General features: G+C 46.7%; 26 protein-coding genes. 8 read left to right on the top strand and 18 right to left on the bottom strand.

What is annotated here, in order from left to right:
- Positions 1 to 17: 17 nt before the first annotated feature.
- The gene (locus ACDJ58_RS08165; protein ID WP_413376994.1) at positions 18 to 1,214 is read left to right on the top strand and encodes a YheC/YheD family protein; all 1,197 of its coding nucleotides are present in this window, start codon (positions 18 to 20) and stop codon (positions 1,212 to 1,214) included.
- A 95-nt stretch (positions 1,215 to 1,309) separates the two neighbouring features.
- On the opposite strand, the gene ACDJ58_RS08160 is transcribed toward ACDJ58_RS08165, so the two are convergent.
- Both ACDJ58_RS08160 and ACDJ58_RS08155 read right to left on the bottom strand, forming a co-directional pair.
- Positions 1,310 to 1,996 carry an HAD hydrolase-like protein gene (locus ACDJ58_RS08160; protein ID WP_163759324.1) on the bottom strand — a complete coding sequence of 229 codons (687 nt, stop codon included), beginning with the start codon at positions 1,994 to 1,996 and terminating at the stop codon, positions 1,310 to 1,312.
- Between the two features lie 157 nt (positions 1,997 to 2,153).
- Positions 2,154 to 3,125 carry a Gfo/Idh/MocA family protein gene (locus tag ACDJ58_RS08155; RefSeq protein ID WP_413376992.1) on the bottom strand — a complete coding sequence of 324 codons (972 nt, stop codon included), beginning with the start codon at positions 3,123 to 3,125 and terminating at the stop codon, positions 2,154 to 2,156.
- A gap of 405 nt (positions 3,126 to 3,530) precedes the next feature.
- Here ACDJ58_RS08155 and ACDJ58_RS08150 point away from each other — a divergent pair, with 405 nt between their 5' ends.
- The 4 genes from ACDJ58_RS08150 (at position 3,531) to ACDJ58_RS08135 (ending at position 7,127) form a co-directional block, all read left to right on the top strand.
- The gene (locus ACDJ58_RS08150) at positions 3,531 to 5,162 is read left to right on the top strand and encodes a thiamine pyrophosphate-binding protein (protein WP_413376990.1); all 1,632 of its coding nucleotides are present in this window, start codon (positions 3,531 to 3,533) and stop codon (positions 5,160 to 5,162) included.
- A 12-nt stretch (positions 5,163 to 5,174) separates the two neighbouring features.
- The gene (locus ACDJ58_RS08145; protein ID WP_413376988.1) at positions 5,175 to 5,543 is read left to right on the top strand and encodes a carboxymuconolactone decarboxylase family protein; all 369 of its coding nucleotides are present in this window, start codon (positions 5,175 to 5,177) and stop codon (positions 5,541 to 5,543) included.
- Positions 5,544 to 5,728: 185 nt separating this feature from the next.
- Positions 5,729 to 6,079 (top strand): hypothetical protein, encoded by a 351-nt coding sequence (locus ACDJ58_RS08140; protein ID WP_413376986.1) that lies wholly within the window; start codon positions 5,729 to 5,731, stop codon positions 6,077 to 6,079.
- Positions 6,080 to 6,134: 55 nt separating this feature from the next.
- Positions 6,135 to 7,127, top strand: coding sequence for a 3-oxoacyl-[acyl-carrier-protein] synthase III C-terminal domain-containing protein (locus tag ACDJ58_RS08135; protein WP_413376984.1), 993 nt, complete (start codon positions 6,135 to 6,137; stop codon positions 7,125 to 7,127).
- Between the two features lie 218 nt (positions 7,128 to 7,345).
- Here ACDJ58_RS08135 and ACDJ58_RS08130 read toward each other — a convergent pair whose 3' ends face one another.
- From ACDJ58_RS08130 to ACDJ58_RS08100, 7 genes are all read right to left on the bottom strand, one after another.
- On the bottom strand, positions 7,346 to 7,915 hold the full coding sequence (locus ACDJ58_RS08130; protein ID WP_063564298.1) for a manganese catalase family protein: 570 nt from the start codon (positions 7,913 to 7,915) through the stop codon (positions 7,346 to 7,348).
- A 93-nt stretch (positions 7,916 to 8,008) separates the two neighbouring features.
- Entirely contained in the window at positions 8,009 to 8,284 is a 276-nt protein-coding gene (locus ACDJ58_RS08125) for a spore coat protein CotJB (RefSeq protein WP_063564297.1), read from the bottom strand.
- Complete coding sequence (locus ACDJ58_RS08120) at positions 8,274 to 8,513, bottom strand: spore coat associated protein CotJA (protein WP_413376981.1); 240 nt, start codon at positions 8,511 to 8,513, stop codon at positions 8,274 to 8,276. The genes ACDJ58_RS08125 and ACDJ58_RS08120 overlap by 11 nt, the downstream gene beginning before the upstream one ends.
- Before the next feature lie 225 nt (positions 8,514 to 8,738).
- A complete protein-coding gene (locus ACDJ58_RS08115) occupies positions 8,739 to 10,127 on the bottom strand; it encodes a hemolysin family protein (RefSeq protein WP_413379548.1) in 1,389 nt (462 codons plus the stop codon).
- Positions 10,128 to 10,179: 52 nt separating this feature from the next.
- Positions 10,180 to 11,316 (bottom strand): radical SAM/CxCxxxxC motif protein YfkAB, encoded by a 1,137-nt coding sequence (gene yfkAB, locus ACDJ58_RS08110; protein ID WP_413376979.1) that lies wholly within the window; start codon positions 11,314 to 11,316, stop codon positions 10,180 to 10,182.
- A gap of 222 nt (positions 11,317 to 11,538) precedes the next feature.
- Positions 11,539 to 12,657 carry an HD-GYP domain-containing protein gene (locus ACDJ58_RS08105; protein ID WP_413376977.1) on the bottom strand — a complete coding sequence of 373 codons (1,119 nt, stop codon included), beginning with the start codon at positions 12,655 to 12,657 and terminating at the stop codon, positions 11,539 to 11,541.
- A 69-nt stretch (positions 12,658 to 12,726) separates the two neighbouring features.
- A complete protein-coding gene (locus ACDJ58_RS08100; RefSeq protein WP_413376975.1) occupies positions 12,727 to 14,157 on the bottom strand; it encodes a bifunctional metallophosphatase/5'-nucleotidase in 1,431 nt (476 codons plus the stop codon).
- A gap of 119 nt (positions 14,158 to 14,276) precedes the next feature.
- Between ACDJ58_RS08100 and ACDJ58_RS08095 the strand changes: the two genes are divergently transcribed.
- Positions 14,277 to 15,023, top strand: a complete 747-nt coding sequence (locus ACDJ58_RS08095) for a molybdenum cofactor biosynthesis protein (RefSeq protein WP_413376974.1) — start codon at positions 14,277 to 14,279, stop codon at positions 15,021 to 15,023.
- A gap of 124 nt (positions 15,024 to 15,147) precedes the next feature.
- Positions 15,148 to 16,197, top strand: coding sequence for an HD-GYP domain-containing protein (locus tag ACDJ58_RS08090; RefSeq protein ID WP_413376972.1), 1,050 nt, complete (start codon positions 15,148 to 15,150; stop codon positions 16,195 to 16,197).
- Between the two features lie 142 nt (positions 16,198 to 16,339).
- Here ACDJ58_RS08090 and ACDJ58_RS08085 read toward each other — a convergent pair whose 3' ends face one another.
- From ACDJ58_RS08085 to ACDJ58_RS08045, 9 genes are all read right to left on the bottom strand, one after another.
- The gene (locus ACDJ58_RS08085) at positions 16,340 to 16,471 is read right to left on the bottom strand and encodes a YjcZ family sporulation protein (protein ID WP_211754048.1); all 132 of its coding nucleotides are present in this window, start codon (positions 16,469 to 16,471) and stop codon (positions 16,340 to 16,342) included.
- Positions 16,472 to 16,613: 142 nt separating this feature from the next.
- A complete protein-coding gene (locus ACDJ58_RS08080; RefSeq protein WP_413376970.1) occupies positions 16,614 to 17,333 on the bottom strand; it encodes a M23 family metallopeptidase in 720 nt (239 codons plus the stop codon).
- A gap of 244 nt (positions 17,334 to 17,577) precedes the next feature.
- Positions 17,578 to 18,975 (bottom strand): Fe-S cluster assembly protein SufB, encoded by a 1,398-nt coding sequence (gene sufB / locus ACDJ58_RS08075; protein WP_024629097.1) that lies wholly within the window; start codon positions 18,973 to 18,975, stop codon positions 17,578 to 17,580.
- A 20-nt stretch (positions 18,976 to 18,995) separates the two neighbouring features.
- Positions 18,996 to 19,427 carry a Fe-S cluster assembly sulfur transfer protein SufU gene (sufU, locus tag ACDJ58_RS08070; RefSeq protein WP_413376968.1) on the bottom strand — a complete coding sequence of 144 codons (432 nt, stop codon included), beginning with the start codon at positions 19,425 to 19,427 and terminating at the stop codon, positions 18,996 to 18,998.
- Complete coding sequence (locus ACDJ58_RS08065) at positions 19,417 to 20,637, bottom strand: cysteine desulfurase (protein WP_090895337.1); 1,221 nt, start codon at positions 20,635 to 20,637, stop codon at positions 19,417 to 19,419. Before ACDJ58_RS08065 ends, sufU begins: the two co-directional genes overlap by 11 nt.
- The gene (gene sufD, locus ACDJ58_RS08060) at positions 20,634 to 21,938 is read right to left on the bottom strand and encodes a Fe-S cluster assembly protein SufD (RefSeq protein ID WP_413376966.1); all 1,305 of its coding nucleotides are present in this window, start codon (positions 21,936 to 21,938) and stop codon (positions 20,634 to 20,636) included. The genes ACDJ58_RS08065 and sufD overlap by 4 nt, the downstream gene beginning before the upstream one ends.
- A gap of 24 nt (positions 21,939 to 21,962) precedes the next feature.
- The gene (sufC, locus tag ACDJ58_RS08055) at positions 21,963 to 22,742 is read right to left on the bottom strand and encodes a Fe-S cluster assembly ATPase SufC (RefSeq protein WP_062320002.1); all 780 of its coding nucleotides are present in this window, start codon (positions 22,740 to 22,742) and stop codon (positions 21,963 to 21,965) included.
- A gap of 371 nt (positions 22,743 to 23,113) precedes the next feature.
- Complete coding sequence (locus ACDJ58_RS08050; RefSeq protein ID WP_413376963.1) at positions 23,114 to 23,689, bottom strand: DUF1802 family protein; 576 nt, start codon at positions 23,687 to 23,689, stop codon at positions 23,114 to 23,116.
- A gap of 127 nt (positions 23,690 to 23,816) precedes the next feature.
- On the bottom strand, positions 23,817 to 24,278 hold the full coding sequence (locus ACDJ58_RS08045; RefSeq protein ID WP_063564284.1) for a Dps family protein: 462 nt from the start codon (positions 24,276 to 24,278) through the stop codon (positions 23,817 to 23,819).
- 299 nt (positions 24,279 to 24,577) lie between these two features.
- Here ACDJ58_RS08045 and mtnK point away from each other — a divergent pair, with 299 nt between their 5' ends.
- Entirely contained in the window at positions 24,578 to 25,795 is a 1,218-nt protein-coding gene (gene mtnK / locus ACDJ58_RS08040; RefSeq protein ID WP_413376961.1) for an S-methyl-5-thioribose kinase, read from the top strand.
- Positions 25,796 to 25,812: the final 17 nt, after the last annotated feature.

Below are 25,812 nucleotides of genomic sequence, written 5' to 3'. Positions count from 1 at the left end.
AAAGAAGGTGATTGTTTGTGTCCTCACCTGTTCTGGGCATTATGACGTTGTACTTAAATGAACATCGCGCTCTGGAAGAACGGAGCATATACCGCAGAATGATCCTTGAAGGGCGCAAGCGGGGACTCGATATCTATGTGTTCACACCTGCCGATGTACACTCAGGAGGCAAACAGATTGAGGCTATGGTCTTTCATTCGGAAAAAGGCTGGTCCCGGGAATGGCGTTCATTCCCGGACATGATCTTCGATCGCTGCCGTATACAGCGCAATCGCAGATTCCAGCAGCTGCTTGCCTTTCGGGAAAAGTATGGCCATCTGCTCTTTCTAAACCGTCCACTGCGCAATAAATGGACCATTCATCAAACGCTCTCGGCGAAATCAGCCTTTCGTGAACATCTGCCAGATACCGTTCTGTTTCAGGATATGTCCGATGTGAATCGTATGCTGAAAGCCTCCTCGCTCATCTATCTGAAACCCATTAATGGAACCGGAGGGCGCGGAATCCTTCGCATCGAACGCAGTGGCAGCGAGGCCAATACGGTTCTTGTACAGGGACGGGACCAGAAGCGGCGGATCATCACCCCACGCAAAGTCCATCTGTCACGCCTGGGTTCACTGCTACAGCATTGGAATATGAAAGATAAATACCTTGTTCAGCAGGGCATCCAGCTTCAGCTTCCGAATGGCAGGGTTCATGATTATCGGATGCTGGTCCAGAAGAATGGTGAAGGACAGTGGGAGTTAACTGGATGCGCAGGACGTATGGGTGCGGAGAAAAGTGTTACCTCTAATCTGCATGGCGGTGGCCAGGCCATTGCGATGCACAAATTGATGAAACAGTGGATTACCGATGAGAAGGAACGGGCTGAGATCAACACCACTGCCGAGAACTTTGGGATTGACGTTGCCTCATTTCTGGAAAGTACCTATGGTACTTTGTGTGAATTGGCTCTGGATCTGGCGATTGACAAGAGCGGACGTATCTATCTGCTTGAAGTGAATCCGAAACCTGCACGTGAAGTATTTGCCCGCATTGGAGAGCAAGATACTTATTCCAAGGCAATCACTCAACCACTGGAGTACGCCTTATGGGTGTACCGCAACCATCCAAATGCAAACCGTCCCCCTCGTGGCGTGAAAGTAACCAAACCAGTCAAACGCGTAAAAGGTAAGTCTGCCACCCTCAAAAGGACCAGAAGATCCCGGTTATGACCGTCAGACTTAAATTGGTAGTGAACCAAATTCTCCTTGAACCAAAAAAACTGACCACCCAACATCCGAATGGATTTAGGGTGGTCAGTTTTTTTCTATTCGGCTTCCCGATATAAACGAAGCAGTTCCGTAAAATCAGAGATTAGTACATCTGATCCTGCAAGTTCTTCATCTCGTCCGAAACCTGCATAGGCACAGCCGATGACGGTCTGGTTGTTCATTTTACCTGCTTCCACATCCGAAGAGCGATCCCCGACCATCCATGCATCCTGAATCCGATGCTTCTCAAGCAGAATCTGAACCAAGTTAACTTTGGAAGGGGTCTTGTACTGTCCTGCACTATACACGCCTTCAAAGAGCGGCATGATCTCATGGGCAAAGGCCACACCTTTAACATAGTCCTCCAGCCCGTTGCTGGCAACAAACAACCGCACGCCCTGTTCTTTCAACGCTTCCAGCGTCTCTTTTACTTGTGGGTAGAGCTGCGAGCTCCCTCCATCCAGCCCTTCAATCTCCAACTGAAGCAGCAGTTCGTCTGCACGTCGATGGGCTGCAACTGAAGCTTCTGGCATAACCACTTTCCATATATCTTCTAGCAACATCCCCAGGCTTCCCAGCATTCGTTCTTCAGGAGGAGTCTCTCCCTCAAAATGCCCTTCAGCCCGCAATGTATCAAACAGCTGATGATAGGCTGGCAACAACAGAGTTTCCGTCTGAAACAAAGTACCATCCATATCAAAAATCATTGCTTCCGGTTTACGCAATACCGTCTCTTTTGTCATGTCCAATGTTCCTTTCGGATTGGGATATGTATTCGGAATCGTTCCCCTTCCATGATAAACATAAACGTTTGGCAGTGTAAACCGCGCAATGTAAAACATCTGTGTCATCAAAGTTATACACAATCTACAACCTCTTCTAACTCAGTCCTTTTTGGGATCAGGATTGATCCGGATTACGCAGCGCTTCAAGGACAAGCTGTGCATGATAGCCATCGTGGAAATCGTATATTTTGGCAGGTTGGCCCTGAATACGAGCAATGACGTGTTTGAGTACAGGCAGCATGCTTAAGGATTCCTCTACTACGACGGGAACAAGCGGCTCCCCGACGCGTCCACTCCATAGTTGATCCCAGTTTTCCAAGGCAATCGTTCCTTCAGTACCGTAAACCACCATGGATACACGCTCTTCACCTGCAAAATGAGCAATCCCATTTAACTGAACTCGGGTTCCATCCTCCAGCTCCATCGCAGCCTGAACTTCATGTTCACATTCACCTGTATTTTGAGGAAATTGAACCTGACTGCTAATCACGCGGATAGCACCAAACACTTTTTGGATCATATGAATCCAGTGGATTCCCACTTCAAGAATAAATCCGCCCTGCTCGCGGCTGGTAATCCATGCATTTTGCTGCCACGCTCGTGGCCACAGAGGGAATTGCAGGATCAGATCGATTTTGCGAATCTCACCAATCGTTTCCTGACTGATCAACTCTTGCAACTTCACTACAGACGGTTCATGCGGCATGGAGAAATGAATTGCATGTACTACATCGGCCTTCTCGGCTGCCTCAAGCATTGCTCTAGCTTCCTCCACGCTGTTTGCCAGTGGCTTCTCACAAAATACATGAATCTTGCGCTTTAATGCATCCATAACGACCGGATAATGATATTTAGGTGGAACTGCAATGTACAGCAGATCAACCGGATGTGTGTCGAGCAATTGCTTGAAATCTGTATACGTCTTCGTCTCAGGATGAGAGGAAGCAAACAATGTCAAATTATCCTCACTGGAATCGCACACCGCTACAATCTCTACTTTTTCGGATAGTTCCGCCTCTGTTGCCCGATGAATCATATGTATTCCCATTTTGCCCAGTCCAATTACGGCCATTTTTATCGTTGTCATTCAATTCACTCCCATCGAATTTCAGTATAACAGAAAGCATAACATTGCCAATCCTTGCACGGATGCGAAATGGAAAGCACACGATTCTCATTGGATCCTCACAAAAAATCCATCACATTATACATTATTTTACATTTTATTCTATAAATCATGTTTATAGGTAATTTGTTTCAGGAATATATAACCAATTTATTTTCTCTTATGGGACAAGACATTAAGCGTTTCCAACCTAAGAATCAGGAGCTTATACTCATAAAAGCGGTTGACAAAAAACCACAAAAAAAGCTACTCTTCCTATTAACAAGGATTTATTTCCTTTTACAACCTTAGACAACGACATACACCCCAAAAATGGAACTTGACCTGTGGGTCCAAAAACCTATTTTGTGAAGCGAGGTGTCCCGCATGAGAACAGTTGCGGACTATTTGGCAGAATCTCTGCGTAATTTAGGCGTTACTCATGTCTTTGGTATTATCGGAAAATCCATATGTCCTGCTGTCCTGAAGATGGTCGATTACGGCTTGGAATTCATTCCAGGTCGCCATGAATCCAGTTCAGGCTTTGCCGCATCGGGCTATGCCCTTCAAACAGGGAAACTGGGTGTGGCCTTCGCCACTTCAGGTCCAGGCGGAACCAACTTGCTCACCGCCGCAGCCCATGCCAAAGCCAACAACTTGCCTGTCCTGTTTATTACGGGTCATCAATCCATTCAGGAATTGGGGCTTCCACAATGTCAGGACTCCTCTTCCTACTTGGCTGATTTGGCGGAGATGTTCCGTCCTGCCACCCTATTCAGCAAGCTGGTGGAGCGCGGTGATCATTTCAGCACCATATTGAATCACGCCCTTTCCATTGCACTCGGTCCCAACAAGGGTCCGGTCCATCTCTGTCTTCCGTTTGATGTACAAACCGAACAGCTCGCTGATTTCCGGGTTGTCATCCCGGAGCCAGAACCCCTGATTAGCGTATCCAACCTGAATCATATCCTCCCCTTACTTCAACAGTCCAGTCACCCTTTAATTATTGCAGGCAAAGGCGTTAGTCGCGCCAGAGCCCATGATGAATTGCTCCATTTGGCCGAACATTTCAATATTCCTGTCATTACTTCTCCTGGAGGTAAAGGTGCCATTACCTGGGATCATCCCCTTTACCATGGGCCATGCGGTGTTGGCGGCTTCCCTCATGCAGATGAACTGCTCAATCAAAGTGATCTCTATATCGTATTCGGTTCACGTCTGAGTGATATGACGATCTGTAATTTGAAGCCTGTAAACCATCCTGCACATCTAATTCAATTCGACGCTGATCCTACATTCGTTGGTAAAATACTTAACGCTCAAACCTTACATATCACCGGCGACTTGAAGGACAACCTGCAGTTTTTGCTCGGTACACTGACAGAACAACCTATTGTTCCAAGAGAAACGACAACTGTTGATTACACCGTACCTCTCCCGGATCTGCCAAACCTGTCCCTAGCTTCCGTGCTGGAAGAAATGAGTGAACTGCTTCCATATGATCATAAGCTGTTTGTGGATGATGGCAGTCATGGTTTTCATGCGGTTCAACGATATAAAGTCAAGAAACCCGGTAGCTTTGTGTTTGACGCCTATTTTGCCTGCATGGGCAATGCCATCGGCATGGCTATTGGGGCCAAGACTGCTGCACCGGAAGAAACCATTGTATGCATTACAGGTGACGGATGCTTCATGATGCTTGGAACTGAGATTAACACCGCTGTATGCAACAATTTGCCAGTCATCTTCATCGTCGTGAACAATAAACAGCTGGATATGGCACTGAAAGGCATGGAAAAAACAACAGGTCGAATCGATGGCACTTTATTTGAGGTTCCCGTGGATGCGGCAAAGTTTGCCGAGTCCCTCGGTGCTGTTGCTTTTCGGGCAGAAACACGGGCTGAATTCACCTCAGCTCTCCAGGCCGCGCAGCAGCTGAACCAGGTTACTGTAATTGAGCTTCTTACCGATCGCGACGAGATCCCACCCACGGCTCACCGTACCGTGACTTTGAATTAGGAGGAACTTAGCATGAGTGAACAAGTGACTCAGGGATTGGAGCGTTTTGCAAAGCTTTCCGGTGAATATGGTGCAAAAGCACTGGCACCGATTAAGGATCAATTCCCCGAGCTCGCCGAGTTTATTATGGGAACAGCTTACGGGGATATTTTTCAGCGTACAAGCATTACCGATCAATGGAAGGAAGTTGCGATTATCTCCTCACTGATCTCACAGGGGCAGTATGAGCAGTTAGGGGTTCATTATACGATGGCGTTAAGTGTCGGTGTAACCGTGGATCAGCTCAAAGGAATTTTGCTGCATCTGGCACCTTGTGTTGGCGCTCCACGAATCATCAGTGCTTTTAATATATTGCTTGCTACACTGGATGAAATCCAATAATTCACTCTTCTACATTTTTATACACGATTCGACTTTTTTATTGATCTTATTACAGCTCTACCTTTATAATATGGTTAAATTATCCTCCGAATCCGACTACATCTCAGACACAGTCAGCGAGGGCCTCAAGGCCTATGTCTTGGTTAGCAGGATGCCTTAACTCATTTAAAGGAGAGAGAACAATCATGGGAAGTTTTATACTGAAAACTGACGTTCCGAACAAGGTGTTAAACATTGAACTGGAGGGCTCTTTCTCTCAAGAAGATGGTTTACGTTCCATCTCGGCATATCAGGACACGATCGCTCCGATTAACACCAAGGAGTATCAGCTGAATATCGATTGCAAAAAGTTGAATGTTACCGCTCCGGAAATTGTGCCTCTTCTTGAGGGCTGCCTGCAGATGTTCAAAAAAGATGAATACAAAAAAGTGGTGTTGACGCTTGAGAATAATGCCATTCTGAAAATGCAGCTGTCCCGTCTTGGACGGTCTGTCGGACTGGAAAATCTTGAGATCATCTCCACGGTTACGACCTAATAAACCAGGCGGACAAGCATGAGGGTTCACCCATCCGCTCAGGAGGAGAATGAAGATGGCTGGAATTCGTATTGTAGATATCGATATCTATCATCCAACGAATAAGGTGGGCAATGACTTTTATATTGAACATTTTGATGCAAGAGGTGTAGATATTCGGGGATTGTTAAAGGCACTTGGGCGTGATACACGTTACAAAATTGACAACGATGATGAAAACTCACTAAGCATGGCCTTTGAGGCCGCCAGTAATCTGCTCGAAAAGACAGGACTTACCGGTGCTGATATCGATCTGATTGCTTATGCAAGTCAAACGCCGGAATACATCTTTCCTACGAATTCCTTAATGATTCATCGCCTGATTAACGGGGCATCCCATACGATCTGCATTGACAGCAATGCCAACTGTGCGGGCATGACCGCCGCCTTTGAACAAGTTAGCCGCCAGATGCTGGGCAATCCCAGAATTCGTCGCGCCTTGATTATCGGCTCTGATAACGTGGCTCCTCACGCCAGTCCGGACGATCCTGTATACTTCGCGAACTTTGGGGACGCAGCAGCAGCTGTCATTGTTGAACGGGACGAACAGGCTGTCGGTTTTATTGACTCGATCTATCAGACCGATACCTGTGTGTACGGCAATTCCCTCTTCCCAGCACAAGGTCTTGCAAAACTGGGCCAAACCGGTGTTGACGCAGGTGCCTTCCATGTAAAATTCATACCGTTTGATGATTCCATCTGTGTAGGTGCAGCCTCCGAATCAATTCGCACTCTGCTGAGTCGTAACGAGATCGGAGCAGACGAGATCAAAGCCGCTTGTTTCTCCCAATTATCCATTGGCAATATACGTGCTGTATCCGAGAACATTGGCATTGGCGAAGATATTGCCGTCTACATCGGAGACGAGTTCGGGTACACCTCAACCAGCAGTCCATTTATTGCATTGCATCGAGCCATTACATCCGGCCAAATTCAGCGTGGTGATAAAGTGCTGTTCTGGACCGTCGGAGCTGGGTGGCAAAATGTTGCCATGGTCGTTGAATTCTGAGAGCATGACACTAAACCCAAAAAGCAGGGCAGCCTTTTTAATAAAAAAAGGCTTGCCCTGTTTTTTTTTATTTTATATTTGAAATGATAACTTTTGCTGGATAACCCCCCATTCCCATTACCTCAAAACCAATGAGCAGGATGCTCTGAACAATTCCTTTAATTGCAAAAACCGCTCCCTTGGCAGAGAACGGCAATGAGAATGATATGTTATCCTTTTCAGAAAATCTTCTTTGTCTCCCGATCATCCTTCAGAATCTCTACTGCCTCACGAAAACGCAAGGAATGCACAATCTCCCGTTCCCTTAGAAACTTGAGACTATCCTGTAGATCAACGTCATCCGTCAGATCGATCAACCACTGATATGTAGCCCGTGCCTTCTCTTCCGCTGCAATATCCTCGTACAAATCCGCGATAGGATCTCCCTTCGAGGCAATATAGGCTGCTGTAAATGGCACACCCGAAGAATTCGTATAGAACAAAGCAGAATCACGCTGTGCATAGTTTGGCCCAAGCCCCGCTGCTTCCAGTTGCTCCACAGTCGCATCTTTTGTCAATTTATATATCATCGTTGCAATCATTTCCAGGTGAGCAAATTCCTCCGTGCCTATATCATTTAATAGCCCGATAATCTTGTCCGGAATTGTATACCGCTGGTTCAAATACCGCAGGGCGGCCGCCAGTTCTCCATCTGCGCCTCCATACTGTTCCGCTAGCAATTTCGCCATATGAGGATCACATTTGCTGACCCGAACGGGATATTGCAATTTTTTCTCATACACCCACATGCAGATGCCTCCTCTTCTAAATCAAATCCAACCTGTTACAATCCCTCGAGCTCCCGGCCTGGAACAACTGCAAGGAAACTCGAGGCTGTTATCTCACACTTGCCAAGGCCATGGCGTCTGGGACCATTCCCACGGATATTTGGAGAAAGCATGCCCAAAGTTCATCAGCGGTCCGTACAATTGCTGAAACTCATGCGCCACCCTCATCCGCTCCTGGCTGAATTTGTTGTATTGCTCAATGCTCTGATAGTCGCCCGGGTGGGTGTCCAGATACAGATTCAGCTCAACCAATACAAAATCCAGGGCCTGAAGTTCCTCCAGCAGCTCATAGTATTTTGCATCGCAGGCTTTGGGTGCTTCAGGTTCCATCTGCTTCCACCTTCCTTCCCTTCGAGCTCGCAGGTGTATAAGGACTGTATAAAGCAGGCCACAACGTTCCAATTCTTAAGGCTTCAGCTGGACTGAACTGCGGCCAGCCCATCGGCTGAAATGGGATAAACAATTGCGGAGGAACCAGGTACGTCCGAATCGCCTTCGGTGGACATGGATCAAACGGCCCCACAAAAGGGGCGTAAGCACGAAGCTGCGGATCTGACACAGAACAACGCCTCCTTCATCACTGATTTGGTACATTCCACATCGCATCATTACAAGCTTTCATTTCCCGTCTCTATAACCATATGTCGCCGTCCCCCAAGTTAATCCCATATTTAGCGGAACGCAAAAAAAAAGACCTTCGAACGACTCACCCCGCTGGGCAGTGTCCAAAGGTCACTTCAATTAATATGGAGGCGATATGCATCGATGGTCAATTCATCAATACTCAGTCCCTGTTACGTTCACGATCATCAGCCTGCATCGAACCTTGTTCCTGTTCTCCTATCTCCACCTTATCTTCTTCAGAATCAGGTCGCTTATATACCTTCACTCGGGTAATTCGGAGACGGGTTGATTCTTCCACCTCAAAGACGTAACCGTTTTGCTCCCGTGTTTTGCCTTTGACCACGCTTCCTTCCAATTCCTTGAACAGCCAGCCGCCAATCGTATCGACTTCCTCATCCTCAATGACAGCTCCGGTCCATTCATGGACCTCTTCAATCAGGGAACGACCATCGATGGAAAAGGCTTCTCCACTGCGCTCCATATGTGGACGTTCGTCCTCAAACTCATCATACAGATCACCAACGATCTCTTCCAGAATCTCTTCGGCAGTTAGCAAACCGGCTGTACCGCCATATTCGTCGACCACCAGTGTCATCTGGGAGTGCTTTTTCTGCATCAGACGAAGTACATGACTAATCTCCATCGATTCAGGAACATTCAGAATCGGACGAACAAGCGCAGCCAGATCATGCTGCTGCTCTGGTTCAGCTAGAAGCAAATCGGTAATGTGGATAAATCCGATAATCTCATCCTTATCCTCAACAGCCACAGGGTAACGGGAATGCTTCGTTGCATTAATGATTTTCAGGTTTTCTGCCAGAGACATATGGGTATACAGACAGTCCATGTCCGTACGCGGCAGCATAATTTCACGTGCCAGCATATCCGAGAAATCAAAGATGTTATCCATCAGTTTGATTTCATCCTTATCGATGACACCACTCTTGGCACTTTGCTTCATCAAAATGCGAAGCTCATCTTCGGAATGGGCCTCCCCTTCGCTGGCGGGTTCAATGCCTGCCAAACGCAGCAGTGCATTGGCTGACGCGTTCAGTACCCAGATGAATGGGAAGAAAATTTTATAAAATAACAGCAATGGTGCCGATAGTAGCAAAGCCACTCTGTCTGTTTTTTGAATCGCCAGAGATTTGGGCGCAAGCTCACCCAGCACAATGTGTAAAAACGTAATGATACAGAAACCGATGATGACTGAAACCGTGGATATAAGTCCTGTATCCGCTACACCAAGCTTGAACATCAGAGGCTCGACCAGCAATTCGGAAATGGCTGGTTCACCGAGCCAACCAAGCCCCAGCGATGTCAGCGTAATTCCGAACTGGGTTGCCGATAGATAGGCATCCAATTTACCATTCACCTTCAGTGCATAACCAGCCAACTTATTCCCTTCACTCTGTAATTGAGTGAGGCGCGTTTGTCTAACTTTGACCAGAGAAAATTCCGCTGCGACAAATACGCCGTTCAAAAATACGAGCAGAAACACACAGACCAGATTAAATACTAACTGCCCGAGATGAAATTCGGTATGAATACCCAAGTCGAAACTCCCCTTTTCTATCTATTTCAGGAATACACCTGGAATATCAACGTGTAATTGCTTTTCTCGATTTGAAATCCACACCTTTATAATACATATCTGCCACCAGCAGATTCGGACCGCAGCAAGAAGCAGCATCACAATGACAGTTCACTGTCTGATTCAAAGGATGTTCCGCCGACCACTCATGGAATACGTCATCCAGCTTCCGGTCACGAATGTTGCCAAACGCCGGGATATCGGCAAAATCGGTAACATACACGTTTCCGGTGAACATGTTGACATTAACGCGGTTACGACCGTCGGGATCATTACGAACCGTCACTTTAGGCTCGCTATACAGACGGTTGATCAGTTCGCGATCCTGGTCTGCTGCACTGCATGCGAAGAACGGAAGTGTACCAAACAGCATCCACATATCCTTGTCACGCACATCCAACAAACGATGAATAGCCGCTCTCATATGATCAAGAGAAAGCACCGGCAGGGCAGAAGCAAAATTCGAATTATACATCGGATGCACTTCATGACGGACACAGCCCATCTCACGGATCAATTGATGAATGCCCTCAAGCTTGTCATGGGTACGGAAATTAATCATGGACTCCGCAGAGATAAACATGCCCGCTTCACTGAGTTTTTGGGAATTTTCAATCATTTTCTCATACATCTTCACCGCGACTTCCCGTTTTACAGGTCTACCACTGTTGGCAAACCCGACTTGGTGAAAGTCATCGGCATTCAGATAGTTGAATGAGATATGCATTACATCCAGATAAGGCAGAAGTTGCTCATAGCGACGGTAATCCAGCGTCAGATTGGAGTTGATCTGGGAACGAATGCCCCGTTCCTTGGCATATTTGAGGAGCGGAATGATCATCTCATCCACGGTCTTCTGGCTGAAGCTCGGCTCACCGCCCGTCAGACTGATCGTCTGAAGGTGCTCAACCTCATCCAGCCTTTTAAGCATCAAAGGTAGCGGAAGCGCAGGGGCTTCGCGCATCGTTAACATATCTCCTACCGCACAATGCTCGCAGCGCATATTGCACAGATGAGTCACGGTCATTTCTACACTGGTCAGCACATGGCGTCCATATGTACGCAAAGAGCCGATCGGATCCCAAGGATCATTAGTCGGCGATAAAGGCATCGGTTCTACCGATCCTGAGTTTAGCATGGTCATTGTTCCTCACCTTATTCCTTTTATTAACCTAAAAAGTTTTATTTACAACATACCCCGTCTTCAACTTTTGGAGTTATCTTTAATCATAGCACAATTTCCTGTGCTCTGGCATGAGCATGCTCTGTCCATTACATGACAAAAAACGCCCGCGTAATATCAGGCCGGCTCGGCCCTGATATTACGATATGAGCGTTGACCCATTCTCCATTTGACGTCAGGATATCAAAATAATTCGCCACGCGCTGCAGCTGGCGTAGCGTCTTCCACACCCTCAACGCCTGTAATCATAACAGACAACGCTGTAGACAGATCGATCTCGTAGGGTGCACTTAATGTCTGTCCGTCTGCATCCTTGAGAACACGAATGCGTGGTCGTTGCGGAACGCGCGTATGGATGTCTGCAACAACCCCGACCTCCCCTGAACTCAGCGTGACGGAGATACCTAAGGGATAAATGGCTACGCAGTCACGGAATTTCTCCAGCATTCGCTGTTCATATAAAGTCCCTGAACCCGTATATAATACTTCCACAGCTTGATGTGGCAGCAAAGCTTGTTTGTATACCCGATTGGTTGTCATCGCATCATACGAATCGGCAAGGGCCAGCCATTTGGCGTACTCATGAATCTCTTTGTCTTTCAAACCAAAAGGATAGCCGCTGCCATCAATCCGCTCATGGTGTTGTAATGCGCAATGTGCAGCAAGGAGCGGTATACCCGGTTCATCTTTGAGAATACGATGTCCATATGTAGTATGCTGCTGTATGATTTTAAATTCCTCATCGCTCAGTTTGGCAGGCTTGTGCAGAATTTCTGGGGCTATCTGTGTTTTTCCAATATCATGCAATAGAGCTCCTAGTCCAATCTCCATTAGCTGCTGCCGAGTATAGCCTGATGCCACACCAAGAACCAGCGTATACACACATACATTGAGAGAATGATTATACAGGTCAAAATCACTGGCGTTCATATCCATCAGCATAATCATCGCTTCTTTTTGACTGCCAATGTCCTCCAGAATCGTATTCATTAACCCGCTAAGTGCTTTTCCGAAGTGTGGGATTCGGCTTTTGGTTTTGAGACCCGACATACTCTGAAACTGCTGTTTGATCTCGACCAGCGCTCTGCGCCTGGTCTCTTCCTGCAGCATATCCGGAATGATGATATCCTCTGTTGCTGCATCCGAAATATACACATATCCAATCCCCAGGTCTTTCAGACGTCCAATCAACCGACTGGTCAGCTCCACTCCCTCACTGAGCAGAACCAAACCCTCTTCACTATAAATTCGTTTCCCCAGCTTCATGCCAGGCTGCAATAGGTTTATATGTACTAAACGCACAGCCTATCCTCTCCCGCTCCGTAGATGTAATTTCCACTAGCCGCCGCTTCAGCAGAAGGCAAGTACTTGTTAGATTTCATGCCAACGGGATCGCAGGCTGTCATCCAGCGCCCCAGGCCTCTTTAATTCCGTTTCGAGCAAGTCACGTATGAATTCAGGAAGTCGATACGATATATCCGTTCCAAGAGCCAGGGACGGATAACCTACGTTAAACGTAAACATGTCGAGTGTTCCTACCACATATTCATGTTCATCACGAATCGGCTCGCCGTCAATATATATGGCACGGATTTTCTCGTATGGAGGCGAATGGGGGTCATACTCCACGACCATTCCATCCATGCACAATGTTCCTAAAATATCCCCGCGAAATCCAAATCCGATAATCGGTTTACGTGAAAACTCTGACAACATGGACTGCTCCAGTGCCTCCCGAATCTGAATTCCATTCAAGCATATTGTACAGGCATTGATGGGAGATGGACATAGGGAATGTAACATTCCCTTCGTGATATTCCCCTGCGGGAGATCTGCAAGAAGCTGCCCGGCGTTAACAAGAGACAACTGCGCTCCAGTGAACTGACGAACTGCCTGGGCAAGCAATGACGCAAACGGAGACTCATGATCGTAATCAATGGTAAGCGTCCTGTCCGTAATAACGGCTGTTTGACCAAGCGTACGCTCGGCTTCCGTCCGGTGTGTATCTATAGCCAGCGATACGCTTTCTTTGAGCATCATGTTCTGGACCGGAAAACAGCCGCTGCTCACCAGTGTAAGTTCATTCGCTTCATATTCCCGCTCCAGTACCACCTTACCGAGCCACTGGCCAAACTTGCCTGCCGCTCCGAGCACCGTCTGACCAATGACTAATGGTTCTTCCAGTACATGATGTGTATGTCCACCCAGAATGACATCGATGCCCTGGATCTGTTCGGCCAATCTGCGATCTGTGGAAAGCCCCAGATGAGACAAGATAACGACTACATCCACCTGAGCACGCAAAGCTTCAACCTGCTCACGCAGCGTTTCTACCGGGTCCAATACATCCCAGCCCAACAATTCATAAAAAGCGGTAAAGGGTGCTGTAGCACCAAGCAGACCGATGCGAAATGGCCCCTTCTCCAGAACGAGAGAGGATTTCATCCAGACTGGTGGCCGGCCCGTAGCCTGGTCGACAACATTTCCACATACAACAGGACACAAAAGTCCAGAGTAAGACTGACCCAGTTGTTCGGGTGTAAATGTTAGTCCTTCGTTGTTCCCGATCGTTATCGCATCATAACCGGTCAGATTAATGACATCCACGTTGGCCGCGCCCAGGGTACCCTCCGTCTCAACTGCCATCCGATCCATATGATCTCCGATATCCACTACCAGAAGTTCTCCAGTCTGTTCCCTCTCGTGTTCGATCATGGCGGCGATGGAGCTCATGGAGCCAAAATGACTATGGATGTCATTGGTGTGTAGAATCGTTAATGTTTGCGCCTTCTTGGTGCTCATCACACCGCCTCCCTCTTATCGTCGATAACGTACATCCTCTAATGGATAAGCATAACATTTTCCGCGTCGTTATGATATATTTATAGGGTTTAGAGATTAAAAAGAGGTGAGTTATTTCCATGAAATTAACAATTCAACTATTTGCAGGAATCGCTGAACGTTTGGGCACATCTCTGCTTGAATATGAATACCCCGGAACGGATCCAACTCCTGTGCAATTAAAAGAAAAACTGGGCCTTGCTTACCCTGAAGCGGCTGCTCAAATACGTGTTTCTTTTCTGGCAGTAAACCAGCAGTATGCTTCTGCCGATATTATAATCAAGGCCCAGGATGAACTCGCCTTAATTCCCCCTGTATCGGGAGGAGATGGCACCCATTTGAATGGTGACGGACATCGTTATTCCCATCCTGAGCATCGTACAGATGACGGATTATTCCTGATCACCCAGTCCCCACTGTCCGTGGAAGCTACAACGGAGCTCGTCATCACTGCAAACCATGGAGCAGCCCTTACCTTTGTTGGCACCACCCGTGAAATGACTGGACAACAACGAACGGTTCATCTTGAATATGAGGCCTATGTACCTATGGCACTTTCTCAGATGGCAGCTATCGGAATTGAAATCAATGAACGCTGGCCAGGCGTAAAATGTGCGATTAGCCACCGAATTGGGAAGGTAGACGTAGCAGAGATCAGCGTCGTTATTGCCGTTTCCTCCCCTCACCGCAGTGACTGTTACGATGCAAGCCGTTACGCGATTGAAAGACTCAAACAGAATGTCCCCATCTGGAAAAAAGAAATATGGGAGGATGGTTCCGAGTGGAAAGGGCATCAACTAGGACCCTGGAACCCCACAGACAATTAAATAACTAGTCATTCGACCTGCTCAACAGGTGAAGAAATTAGTAAATAAGTCGTTGTCAACCCATTTTTTTCTTGTTATTATAATCATATGTGTCGATATTAGTCGAGGAAAAGGTGGTTTATACGTGAGAGTGCATGTTACTGATCTTAAAACTGGCGACCTGTTAAAAAATGATGTGTACAACAGTTCGGGTCTCCACATGCTGATGAAAGGTTCCACACTCAGCGACGATGATATTGCCAAGCTGCTGCAGCACGGAATCGATTACGCAGATGTAGAGCATACAACATCTGACCTACACTCTGATGCACAAACCTTACCTTCCGATCAAACCCGTCTGTTAACTAACCTGTTTAACGATACGATCAAAGGTACAGAATCTCTATTTGAACAAGCGATGGAGAAGGGTTTTATTGATGAGACTCAGGTCGATGAGATTTTGATAACCCTAACGGGACAGCTTGAAAAACAAAAGGACGTTGTCTCCTTGCTGCTGATGCTTGACGGGGACAACGACTATACCTACAACCATTCCTTACAAGTCGGAATGCTTGCTTTTTATATCGCCGGCTGGATGGGCTACAGCCCTGAAGAATGTCTGACCGTAGCCAAAGCAGGATATCTTCACGATATCGGCAAGTCCAAGATTCCTTCTGAAATGTTACATAAGCCGGGCAAATTAACGCCCGAAGAATTCGATGAAATGAAGAAACATACGTTATATGGTTATGAGATTGTCAAAGAGTCCACTCAGGACGAGATCCTTGCAACCGTTGCCCTCCAGCATCATGAGCGCGAGGATGGAAGTGGCTACCCTTACGGACTGAAAGGCGACGAGATTCATCCATTTGCCCGTATAACGGCTGTAGCCGATGTGTACAGCGCGATGACGACCACTCGGGTATATCAGACCAAGCAGGAACTAATCTCCGTGCTATGCGAATTGTACAGCCTCAGCTTCGGTCAGTTGAATGCTGAAGTTACGCAGGAACTCATCAAACACATGCTTCCCAATTTTATTGGCAAAAGGGTTCTGCTCACGACCGGCGAAACCGGTCTGATTGTTTTGAACAACCCTGCGGATTACTTCCGCCCACTCGTTCAGACCTCTACAGCCTTTATTGATTTAGTGAAGGAAAGAGATGTAGCTATCGTTGAAATTTATATCCAGTAACCATTAGCATTTAAGTATGCGCAGCAGCAGTTAGAGTAACCCAAATTCAAGAGAACATCTTACACGTTTACATGGTATGCACGTGAAAAAAAGGGGAGCCGTTAAGGCTTCCCTTTTTGTATACCGATTTGTTCATATCATATTAAATAAAGAATGCTTTAGTGATGATAACCAACAGAATGAACAGTACCAAGATCGCACCCGTGTTTGTGAACATATTGTATCCGCCTACGCCGCCTACGTTGCCCCCACAGCCATATCCTACTTCGCTCATGTGATTGCCTCCTCTTCATCAGGTATACCCTAACATATGACGTTTGCGTTGGGATGAACCGGGCGAACTGGAAACATTCAATAAATGGTTGTCTGCCTGCTTTTGCCTAAATCAAGCTTCACGTATACTCCTGATCTGTTCGTTAACTTGAGGAACTGGAAGAGACCTTGATTCCCTTCTCCTTACGATACATGATGACAAGTAATCTCCAAAAGTCATAACTGCCTGTTTCGTTCATTATATATGGTTGGTAGTAATGATAAGCTTCCTCAGCCCAAGATGGACAAGCCATACTGGAAATGCTTTTCTGCTGCTGAATCCAGGCTGACTGGGATTCCAGCATCTTCTCCATCGCTGTTAATCGTGCCCTTTCCTCCGTCGTCATTGGGGTCCCCTCCTGTCCTTCAACCGTCGAATTATATTCAGATTGCAAATATATCCCTGGATCAACAACACCATTTTCACTAGCCGTGTATCCATACGAAGGGGAGCTCGTTTTGCGTACCTCATAATGCACATGCGGACCCGTGCTTTCACCCGTGCTCCCCTGGTTGCCAAGAAGCTGTCCTTGTTTCACTTGCTGTCCAACTTTCACTGCAATTCGGGAAAGGTGAGCGTAACAATGCAAGTAGCCCCTATGATCCTGTACTGCAACCGTAAGCCCGTAACCGCCGAATCCTGAGCCTGTAGCACCTTCCGCAGAAAAACATACAGCCCCGTCCATAAATGCATGTATGGGCCCATTCCATGGCTCTGTGACGAGATCGATTCCACGATGAAATGTCTGACCGCCAGAAATAGGATGAATTCGATAGCCAAATGAACTCGTAATCCGATATCTCTTAAACGGATTTATGCTCATGTATTCACATCCTTTTCTATCATTAGATGCTTAAATCTAGTAAATGGCTTGTGCTATTGATCTTATTTTATTACAAATAAACCCAGGATAGAGCATCCCAGTTCGTTTCTACTGCAATAAAAAAAGATCGAGGGATAAACTCCCTCGATCTTTCTTGATATGCTATTTAGTTCACGTGAAACTGATTCAGCACAACTTTGCCACAATCAGAATCGACGTTTCGAAACGGACCAGGGCAGTTGGATTAACCAATCGACCCTTCCATTTCAAACTTGATCAATCTGTTCATCTCTACCGCATATTCCATCGGCAGTTCCTTCGTGAACGGTTCAATAAAGCCCATGATGATCATCTGTGTTGCTTCTGCATCGGTCAAACCACGGCTCATCAGGTAGAAGAGTTGATCCTCAGACACCTTGGATACCGTAGCTTCATGCTCCAGCATGATGTTATCATTCATGATTTCATTGTAAGGAATCGTATCGGATGTGGACTCATTATCCAGAATGAGCGTATCACATTTGATATTGGATTTTGCGCCTTCCGCTTGGCGACCAAAGGAAGCCAGACCACGGTAGGTTACTTTACCACCATGTTTACTGATCGACTTGGATACAATCGTTGATGTTGTATCTGGAGCCAAGTGAATCATTTTCGCGCCTGCATCCTGATGCTGATTTTTACCAGCTACAGCGATGGACAGAACCGAACCTTTAGCTCCGCGGCCTTTCAGTACAACTGCTGGATATTTCATCGTCAGTTTGGAACCAATGTTGCCATCGACCCATTCCATTGTTGCATTTTCTTCAGCAACCGCACGTTTCGTAACCAGGTTGTAGATGTTTGGTGCCCAGTTTTGAATCGTTGTATAACGAACACGGGCATTTTTCTTACAGATGATCTCAACAACCGCACTGTGCAGTGAGTTCGTGCTGTAGATTGGAGCTGTACAGCCCTCTACATAGTGAACGAAGCTGTCTTCGTCTGCAATGATGAGTGTACGCTCGAATTGTCCCATATTTTCGGAGTTAATCCGGAAATAGGCTTGCAGAGGCACTTCACATTTTACGCCTTTAGGCACGTAGATGAAGCTTCCTCCGGACCAAACGGCACTGTTCAATGCAGCGAATTTGTTATCAGCTGGTGGAATAACGGTTGCGAAATATTCACGCAGGATTTCCGGATGCTCTCTAAGTGCAGTATCCGTATCCATGAAGATTACGCCCTGATCTTCCAATTCTTTTTGCATGTTGTGGTATACAACCTCGGACTCATACTGAGCCGATACACCTGCGAGGAACTTTTGCTCCGCTTCAGGGATACCCAGTTTATCAAAAGTTTCCTTGATTTCGGAAGGAACCTCTTCCCATGTTTTTCCTTGCTTGTCAGAAGCACGGACATAATACTGAATTTCGTTGAAATCCAATCCGTCAAGATCTCCGCCCCATTTAGGCATCGGCATTTTTTCGAATTGTTTCAGGGATTTCAAACGGAATTCCAACATCCATTCCGGTTCGTTCTTGATTTTGGAAATCTCCGTAACGACTTCTGCAGTCAGACCTTTACCGGTTTGAAAGATGGATTTGTGCTCGTCGCGAAAACCATATTTATACTCTTCCATTTCTGGTGCTTTTTTAGCCATCTTGCTCTACCTCCCTATCGTTATTGTACATTGTCCTCTTCGTCAATTCCTTTGCGTAGTGCATTCCAGGCCAATGTGGCACATTTGATGCGTGCAGGGAACTTGTTCACACCGGATAGGGCTTCGAGATCTTCATAATCGTCGAAATGGACTTCTTCCCCTTTCATCAGTGAGGAAAAACGGTTAGCCATGTCGAGTGCCTGATCCATCGTTTTGCCTTTGACTGCCTCGGTCATCATTGATGCCGAGGACATGCTGATGGAACAACCTTCCCCCGTATACTTGGCTTCCTGAACGATTCCGTCTTTCAGCAAAAGTTGCAGTGAAATCCGGTCGCCGCACGTTGGATTGTTCAAATTCACCGTGACAGCTTCATTATCGAACGTTCCGCGGTTCCGCGGGTTTTTGTAGTGGTCCATTATGACACGCCGGTACAGATCATCAAGTTGCATCGCCAAAATACTCCTTTGTCTGGATTAAGGCGCTGACAAGCCGATCCACATCTTGTTCGTTATTGTATAGATAGAAACTGGCACGAGCTGTTGAACTGACTTCAAGCCAACGCATCAGCGGTTGGCAACAGTGGTGTCCGGCACGAATGGCTACGCCACTCGCATCCAGCACAGTTGCCACATCATGCGGGTGTACATCACCGAGGTTAAATGTAACCACTCCGACATGACGCTTAGCTGGCCCATAAATGGTCAGTCCGTCAATCTCGGCCATACGTTCCGTTGCATAAGCTGCCAGCACACTTTCATGATGAGCAATCTCATCCATGCCAATCTGCTCCAGAAAATCAATGGCAGCTCCCAACCCTACCGCACCTGCAATAATTGGGGTTCCGCCTTCGAACTTCCAAGGAAGCTCTTTCCAGTTGGATTCATAGAGACCCACATCATCAATCATTTCACCGCCGAACTCAACCGGTTCCATGGACTCCAGCAGCGCCTTTTTGCCGTAAAGTGCACCGATCCCGGTTGGTCCGCACATTTTATGGCCGGATAATGCGTAGAAATCACAGTCCAGATCCTGCACATCTACCTTCATGTGCGGTGTGCTCTGTGCGCCATCCACAACGATGACAGCACCTTTGCGGTGTGCAATTTCAGCGATTTGTTTTACCGGATGAACAACACCCATAACATTGGATACATACGCGATTGCTACAATTTTAGTATTGTTCGTAATCGTCTTCTCCACATCAGCCAAATCAATGTTACCATCCGGCTGAAGCGGAATGTATTTCAATGTCGCTCCCGTTTCCTTGGCTACCTGCTGCCATGGAATCAGATTGCTATGGTGTTCCATCTGCGTAATAACAATTTCGTCACCTTCTTTGCAGACTGCGCGTCCGTAGGACGAAGCCACCAAATTCAGAGCAGTCGTTGTCCCACGGGTGAAAATGATCTCCTGTGTGCGCCGTGCGTTGATAAACTTGGCAACCTTCTCACGTGCGCCTTCATAAGCATCCGTTGCACGGCTTCCAAGCGTATGAACACCACGATGCACATTGGAGTTCTCATATTCATAATAATGTTTAATCGCTTCGATTACAGCCAGCGGCTTCTGGGAAGTCGCTGCGTTATCTAGGTATACGAGCGGGTGTCCGTTGATTTCCTGGTGGAGGATCGGGAACTGCTCGCGGATAGCCGGGTTCATTGTCCCAGTTTCCGTTCGATGAGAGACTGCAATTGGGTACGCAGTGCTTCCAGAGGAATATCCGCCACCACCGGAGCCAGGAACCCGTAAATGATCAGGCGTTCCGCATCCGTACGGTTAATCCCGCGTGACATCAAGTAATGAATTTGCTCCACATTTACTTGACCTACAGAAGCCGCGTGACCTGCTGTTACATCATCCTCATCAATGAGAAGGATTGGGTTGGCGTCTCCACGTGCTTTCGGGCTCAGCATCAGTACTTTCTCTGTTTGCTGTCCGTCCGCTTTGGTAGCGCCTTTCTCAATCTTCGTGATTCCGTTAATGATTGCAGAAGCCTCTTCACGCATAACTGCACGTGTAATCATCTGACTTGGCGTGTTTTTGCCGAAGTGACGAGCTTCAGTTGTGTAGTTCAGCTTCTGGGAACCGGAACCTACTGCAATAACTTTGGAATCGGAGCTTGAGCCGTTCCCTTTAAGAACCGTCATCGTGTTGCTTGCAGTATCACCGTTGTTCATCTCACCAACGATCCACTCGATCGAACCGTCGTTCTCCACCACTGCACGGCGGAAAGATACGTCAGTAACACTTGTGCTCAGTTGGTGAACTGATGCGAAACGGACTTTGGCACCAGCTTTCACGAATACTTCCACAACACCGTTATGGAATACAGGTGAAGACAGTTCGCCAGATACATAGTTATCCACATAAGTAACGGAGCTGTTGGACTCAGCAACTACAAGCACGTGAGGTGCAAACGTTGCAGAAGCATCATCTGTGAGCAGTACCGCTTGCAGCGGAACTTCAATTTCTACATTTTTCGGAACATAGAGGAATACCCCACCGTTCCAAAGCGCTGCATGCAGTGCAGCAAGTGAATGCTCATCTGCTTTCACAGCCGTATTCAGATATGGTTTTACCAGATCACTGTGTTCGCGAACTGCTGTAGCCAGATCTGTGAAGATAACTCCTTTTGCTGCAAGATCAGCAGATAACTTGGAATATACCGTACCGGAATTACGCTGGATAACCAGACTGCCTTCCGCTTGGTCCTTAACCAGATCTTTAATGGAAGCTGGTACTTCCTCAAGGGAAGCAATCGCTTCACTAGCTTTATACGTGCCGTACTCGCTGACATTCCAGCGTTCGATTTTTTGTTTTTCCAGTTTGGGAAGCGCAAGCCCACTTGCTAGCTTAAGGGCTTCGAGACGCTGCTCGGTCAACCAGCCGGGTTCATTGTTGCTTTCCGACAAGGCGCGAAGCGCTTCAGATTCAACCGGAAGAATTGTTTGTGTAGTCATTGATTATCCTCCTCCGTTTTGTCTTTACGCTTGACCTACAGTTTCGTCCGTGATTCCCAGCTCTTCTTTAACCCAATCATATCCTTCAGCTTCTAGGCGGTGAGCCAGTTCAGGTCCACCAGACTTCACGATACGACCTTGCATCATTACGTGTACATAGTCAGGAGTAATATAGTTCAACAGGCGTTGGTAGTGAGTGATGATCAGGAAGCCGCGATCTTCGCTCTTCATTGCGTTTACACCGTTTGCCACGATTTTCAGAGCATCGATATCCAGACCGGAGTCGATTTCATCGAGTACTACGATTTTTGGATCAAGCAGCATCATTTGCAGAATCTCGTTCCGTTTTTTCTCACCACCGGAGAAACCTTCATTCAGGTAACGGTGAGCAAATTCAGGATTCATGTCGAGTTCTTTCATTTTACCTTCCATTTGGCGAATGAACTTGATCAGGGAGATCTCGTTGCCTTCACCACGACGTGCGTTAATTGCGCTACGCAGGAAGTCAGAATTCGTTACACCAGCAATTTCACTCGGGTATTGCATAGCCAGGAATAGACCTGCACGAGCGCGCTCGTCTACAGCCATATCCAATACATCTTCACCATCAAGTGTAATCGTACCGTCTGTTACTTCATATTTAGGGTGCCCCATAAGTGCAGAAGCCAGTGTTGATTTACCTGTTCCGTTCGGACCCATGATTGCGTGGATTTCTCCACCTTTCATTTCCAGGTTGATGCCTTTCAGGATTTCCTTACCTTCGATCGTCGCTTTCAGACCTTCAATGACGAAATTCGTAGCCATGTGTATTGTTTCCCTCCATTGATTAAATTGATGTTTACTGTCGAAAACGAAAAAGCGCCTATTAATATCTGAACAGGGCTTCCCCTGAATTTCTCCTGTACTCCAATCTCCAAAGCAAGAATCACTTTAGAATAATTCTAAACTGATTCTCAATGATTATCAAGTCATTTCCTAAGAACTCTTGTCCCTTACAGGAAACATTATTCTATTTGATTCTATAATAAAAGCCAGATTGAATCAAATGACAAAACTTCTTCGTCATAAATAGACAGTGAGAAAAATCACAAGGATTCAACCTTTTATCAAATCTGATCCTTTCAACCGAAAAAGGACCTATCCAAATCATGGACAAGTCCTTCCGATAAATAACATTACATTTTGAGCATCTCGTTAATCTTCTGTACCTGTTCGTCAAAATCCGCAACGTCCACCACCGGCGTCATTTCGCGCGGCACCGGACCATTCGGAATGGAAATCCATGAACGGCATCCGTTGTATTCAGGTAACACGGGAATCTCCATCGGTTCCTTCAAACGGTACACTCGGAGTATCAATACGTGGAGTGGATCTTTGCGTTTCCACTTTAGGCGGTCTTCGGCAAAATCCGCTGTCCACATATGAAAGTCAAGAAGTCGATCCAGCATCTCCTGATCTCTGATCTCCAAATCCTGTGTCACTTCAGCATATGCTGTGAGATGGATCGTCGAAGCTTCAGGCACCCATTCGGCCAGTGATTCCTCAACATAGAAATGATCAGAGGACTTTATCAGTTCTTTACGCTGATGTTCATAAGTCGGATACAGATAGAACGCTGGACTTTTCAACTCAAAACGTCGGGTTTCCTCCACAATCCCGCCTTTGCGCATCACCATAACTTGGCGACCCGTTTCCAGTGCTTTGATTGCGGAGGCCCATTCTTTTAATGCCGGTATCGTTGTGCCTATCATAAAGTTCTCCTCCCGAAGTCAGTCTTGTCAGCAGTATAGACGCTCGGCGTCATCCTGACAACGTGAAAGAAAGGTTAGAGTAACTGTATGGTTTATAAGCCAACAAACTCGGTAAATGAGGATGGAATTAGCCCAAGAAAGAGCGCAGCATCCACATATGTTTCTCCAGATCAGCCTTGAAGCCTGTCAGCATATCAGATGTTGGTTGGTCTTCCGCAGCGTCTGCCACTTCAATACCTTCCTGGTACTCGTTCGACAAGGTAGCAAAATCCTCGATCAGGTTCTGTACCATTGTGTTGGCATCTTCGCCACCAGCTGCTTCCTGAATGGAGGAAATCTCCAGATATTCTTTCATCGTAGCCGCAGGGCTGCCTTTGAGGGTAAGAATACGTTCAGCGATTTCATCCATTTGTACAGTTACTTCATTGTAAAATTCTTCGAATTTCACGTGCAGTGTGAAAAAGTTAGGTCCTTTTACATACCAGTGATAGTTATGGATTTTAACATACAGGACGTTCAGGTTTGCCACCTGACGATTAAGTACTTGTTCCACCGATTTTGCTTGATCCGTTTTGTTTTTTGTAGCCATCTTAATCCCATCCTTTTATTATAAAATTAGTCTGACATTCACTATAAGCAGGTTATCCTGCCGTAAATGACAGAGATTTAACATTTCGGCACCACCCAGTGGTGGGGAGCCTTGTCGGCGGTATTTCTGTCAACCGTCCGGCCTATTTGTTTTTACCCGTACACCAGAAGTTCGAAACAAGTCCGGTATAGGCTGTCTCAAAAAAAGGGTACAAAATCACAGTTATTTCCGATATACTGACATATACCAAGCAAAGAAGTGGGTTTTCCTGTTTCTTCATATATATGGAGGTGGCATTCTTGTCCCAATATCACCCTTTTACACCCCAGGATGCAATCGAACTGGCCAAAACATTACCGGGTCCGTTTGCGGCAGATGCGAATCTGGAATGTCGTGAGATCGGTGACGGCAATCTGAATTTGGTCTTCCATATCACGGATCAGAACTCCGATAAAAGTATCATTATCAAACAAGCTCTTCCTTATGCGAAAGTGGTCGGAGAATCATGGCCATTGTCTCTGGTACGTGCCAGAATTGAACGAGAAATCCTACAGGAAGAGTATCGTCTATGTCCGGGAATGGTGCCCGAAGTGTACCATTATGATGATGATCTCGCCTTAACTGTGATGGAAGATTTGAGCGATCATGTGATTATGCGTAAAGGCCTCATCGATGGCCGAACATATCCTCTTTTTGCACAACATATTGGGGAGTTCATGGCAAGAACGCTGTTTTTCACTTCAGATCTTGGCATGAACCAGCAACTGAAGAAAGAAAAACAGGGCAGATTCGTCAATCCGGATCAATGTAAAATAACCGAAGATCTGATCTTTGATGAACCGTATCGCATTGCGGAGAAAAATAATTATGAGGCTGCCATTGAAGATGAAGCGGAAGCACTTCGTACAGATGGAGAACTTCATCTTGAAGTAGCCTTGCTGCGCGAGAAATTTCTCACCCATGGTCAAGCTCTACTTCATGGTGATTTGCACACAGGCAGTATTTTTGTCACACCTGAATCCACCAAAGTCATTGATCCCGAATTTGCCTATTTCGGCCCAATGGGATTTGATGTAGGAGCCGTGCTTGCCAATCTGCTTCTCCACTACGCCTCTCTACCAGGTCGATTCCAGGATCAGACGGCTCTTCATGAGCGTGAAACGATTTTGCTGAATATGGTTCGTGACGTATGGACTGAATTTGAATCCCGCTTCCGTGCTCTGTGGACTTCCGATCTGGTAGATCCTATGGCTAAGGCGCCTGGATACGAAGATCTTTATGTACAACAATTATTCAGAGATTCTGCTGGCTTTGCTGGCGCGAAAATGGTCCGCCGTATTGTCGGACTTGCGCATGTCGCAGATATCGATACGATTGAAGATGCGACACAACGTGAACGTGCTCAGCGCAAAGCGCTGGCGATCGGTAAAGCACTCATCAAGCGTAATCGCAATCTGAATACCATTGGTGAACTTCTAGATACAGTAGCTACTGCAGTTACTTTTATTAAAGCTTAACTCAAGGAACGGAGGAA

Source organism: Paenibacillus taichungensis, from assembly GCF_047302525.1.
GTDB lineage: Bacteria > Bacillota > Bacilli > Paenibacillales > Paenibacillaceae > Paenibacillus > Paenibacillus taichungensis_B.
Note: the sequence above shows the minus strand (reverse complement) of the source record. Positions and strands in the feature narration are given on the sequence as shown.

Coding starts and splice junctions, on each gene's coding strand:
- ACDJ58_RS08160 (WP_163759324.1), bottom strand. CDS start 1,996: ATGACAAAAGAGACGGTATTGCGTAAACCGGAAGCAATGATTTTTGAT.
- ACDJ58_RS08155 (WP_413376992.1), bottom strand. CDS start 3,125: ATGACAACGATAAAAATGGCCGTAATTGGACTGGGCAAAATGGGAATA.
- ACDJ58_RS08150 (WP_413376990.1), top strand. CDS start 3,531: ATGAGAACAGTTGCGGACTATTTGGCAGAATCTCTGCGTAATTTAGGC.
- ACDJ58_RS08145 (WP_413376988.1), top strand. CDS start 5,175: ATGAGTGAACAAGTGACTCAGGGATTGGAGCGTTTTGCAAAGCTTTCC.
- ACDJ58_RS08140 (WP_413376986.1), top strand. CDS start 5,729: ATGGGAAGTTTTATACTGAAAACTGACGTTCCGAACAAGGTGTTAAAC.
- ACDJ58_RS08135 (WP_413376984.1), top strand. CDS start 6,135: ATGGCTGGAATTCGTATTGTAGATATCGATATCTATCATCCAACGAAT.
- ACDJ58_RS08130 (WP_063564298.1), bottom strand. CDS start 7,915: ATGTGGGTGTATGAGAAAAAATTGCAATATCCCGTTCGGGTCAGCAAA.
- ACDJ58_RS08125 (WP_063564297.1), bottom strand. CDS start 8,284: ATGGAACCTGAAGCACCCAAAGCCTGCGATGCAAAATACTATGAGCTG.
- yfkAB (WP_413376979.1), bottom strand. CDS start 11,316: ATGACCATGCTAAACTCAGGATCGGTAGAACCGATGCCTTTATCGCCG.
- ACDJ58_RS08100 (WP_413376975.1), bottom strand. CDS start 14,157: ATGAGCACCAAGAAGGCGCAAACATTAACGATTCTACACACCAATGAC.
- ACDJ58_RS08095 (WP_413376974.1), top strand. CDS start 14,277: ATGAAATTAACAATTCAACTATTTGCAGGAATCGCTGAACGTTTGGGC.
- ACDJ58_RS08085 (WP_211754048.1), bottom strand. CDS start 16,471: ATGAGCGAAGTAGGATATGGCTGTGGGGGCAACGTAGGCGGCGTAGGC.
- ACDJ58_RS08080 (WP_413376970.1), bottom strand. CDS start 17,333: ATGAGCATAAATCCGTTTAAGAGATATCGGATTACGAGTTCATTTGGC.
- sufB (WP_024629097.1), bottom strand. CDS start 18,975: ATGGCTAAAAAAGCACCAGAAATGGAAGAGTATAAATATGGTTTTCGC.
- sufU (WP_413376968.1), bottom strand. CDS start 19,427: ATGCAACTTGATGATCTGTACCGGCGTGTCATAATGGACCACTACAAA.
- ACDJ58_RS08065 (WP_090895337.1), bottom strand. CDS start 20,637: ATGAACCCGGCTATCCGCGAGCAGTTCCCGATCCTCCACCAGGAAATC.
- sufD (WP_413376966.1), bottom strand. CDS start 21,938: ATGACTACACAAACAATTCTTCCGGTTGAATCTGAAGCGCTTCGCGCC.
- sufC (WP_062320002.1), bottom strand. CDS start 22,742: ATGGCTACGAATTTCGTCATTGAAGGTCTGAAAGCGACGATCGAAGGT.
- ACDJ58_RS08050 (WP_413376963.1), bottom strand. CDS start 23,689: ATGATAGGCACAACGATACCGGCATTAAAAGAATGGGCCTCCGCAATC.
- ACDJ58_RS08045 (WP_063564284.1), bottom strand. CDS start 24,278: ATGGCTACAAAAAACAAAACGGATCAAGCAAAATCGGTGGAACAAGTA.